The organism is Kitasatospora sp. NPDC056181 (assembly GCF_042266225.1).
In the GTDB taxonomy this organism is placed as follows: domain Bacteria; phylum Actinomycetota; class Actinomycetes; order Streptomycetales; family Streptomycetaceae; genus Kitasatospora.
This window is the reverse complement of record NZ_JBHJUK010000349.1, coordinates 1-1076: the sequence shown is the minus strand read 5'-3', so window position 1 is coordinate 1076 and position 1076 is coordinate 1. Positions and strand designations below refer to the sequence as shown.

Annotated in this window: 1 protein-coding gene; it reads left to right on the top strand. The window is 71.8% G+C overall.

Annotated elements, in window-relative coordinates; all coding sequences use genetic code 11:
- Positions 1 to 1076, top strand: a 1076-nt coding sequence (locus ACFC1F_RS43445) for a condensation domain-containing protein (RefSeq protein ID WP_376167365.1), incomplete at both ends; no start/stop codon positions are given.

Genomic DNA, 1076 nt, shown 5'->3' with positions numbered 1-1076 from the left:
GCGAACGCCCAGGAGGAGCTCCTCTGCCAGGCGTTCGCCGAGGTCCTGGGTGTGGAGGCCGTCGGCGTCGAGGACGACTTCTTCGCCCTCGGCGGTCACTCCCTCCTCGCGACGCGGCTGGTGAGCCGGGTGCGCGTTCTCCTGGGTGCGGAGGTGCCGCTGCGGCTGCTCTTCGAGGCGCCGACCCCCGCCGCCCTCGCCGCCGCCCTGGGCCAGGCGGGCCAGGGCCGCGCCGCACTCGCACGCCGGGAACGCCCGGAACGGGTGCCGCTGTCCTACGCCCAGCGCCGGCTCTGGTTCCTCGGCGAACTGGAGGGACCGAGCGCCACCTACAACATCCCGATGGCCCTGCGCCTGACCGGCGACTTGGACCAGGACACGCTCGCCGCTGCCCTGCGGGACGTCGTCGATCGACACGAAGTCCTGCGCACGGTGTTCCCCACGGTCGACGGGCAGCCCTGCCAGCGGATTCTGCCGGTGGAGGAGTCGGGCTTCGAGCTGGGGTCCGTCGAACTGGAGCAGGACGCCGCGGCCGCCGCGATCGCCGAGGCGTCCGGGTACGAGTTCGTTCTCTCTGCCGAAATCCCGCTGCGGGCAACGCTGTTCACCCTGGGATCGGTCGAGCGGATCCTTGTGGTGGTGGTTCACCACATCGCGACGGACGGCTGGTCGACCGGGGTTCTCGCCCGTGATCTGTCGGCCGCCTACGCCGCGCGGGTGGGCGGTGAGGCACCGGAGTGGTCGGCACTGCCGGTGCAGTACGCGGACTACGCGCTGTGGCAGCGTGAGTTGCTGGGCGACGAGCGGGATCCGGGGAGTCTGCTGTCGCGACAGGTGGCGTACTGGCGTGAGGCACTGGACGGGGCGCCGGAGGAGCTGGAGCTGCCCGTCGACCGGCAGCGGCCGGCCGTCGCCTCGTACCGGGGTGAGAGCGTGCAGCTGAGTGTCTCCGCCGAGACGCACCAGGGGCTGGTGGAACTTGCGCGGGAGCGTGGGGCGACGCTGTTCATGGTGTTGCAGGCCGCGTTGGCGGTGACGCTCTCGCGGTTGGGTGCGGGGACGGACATCCCGATCGG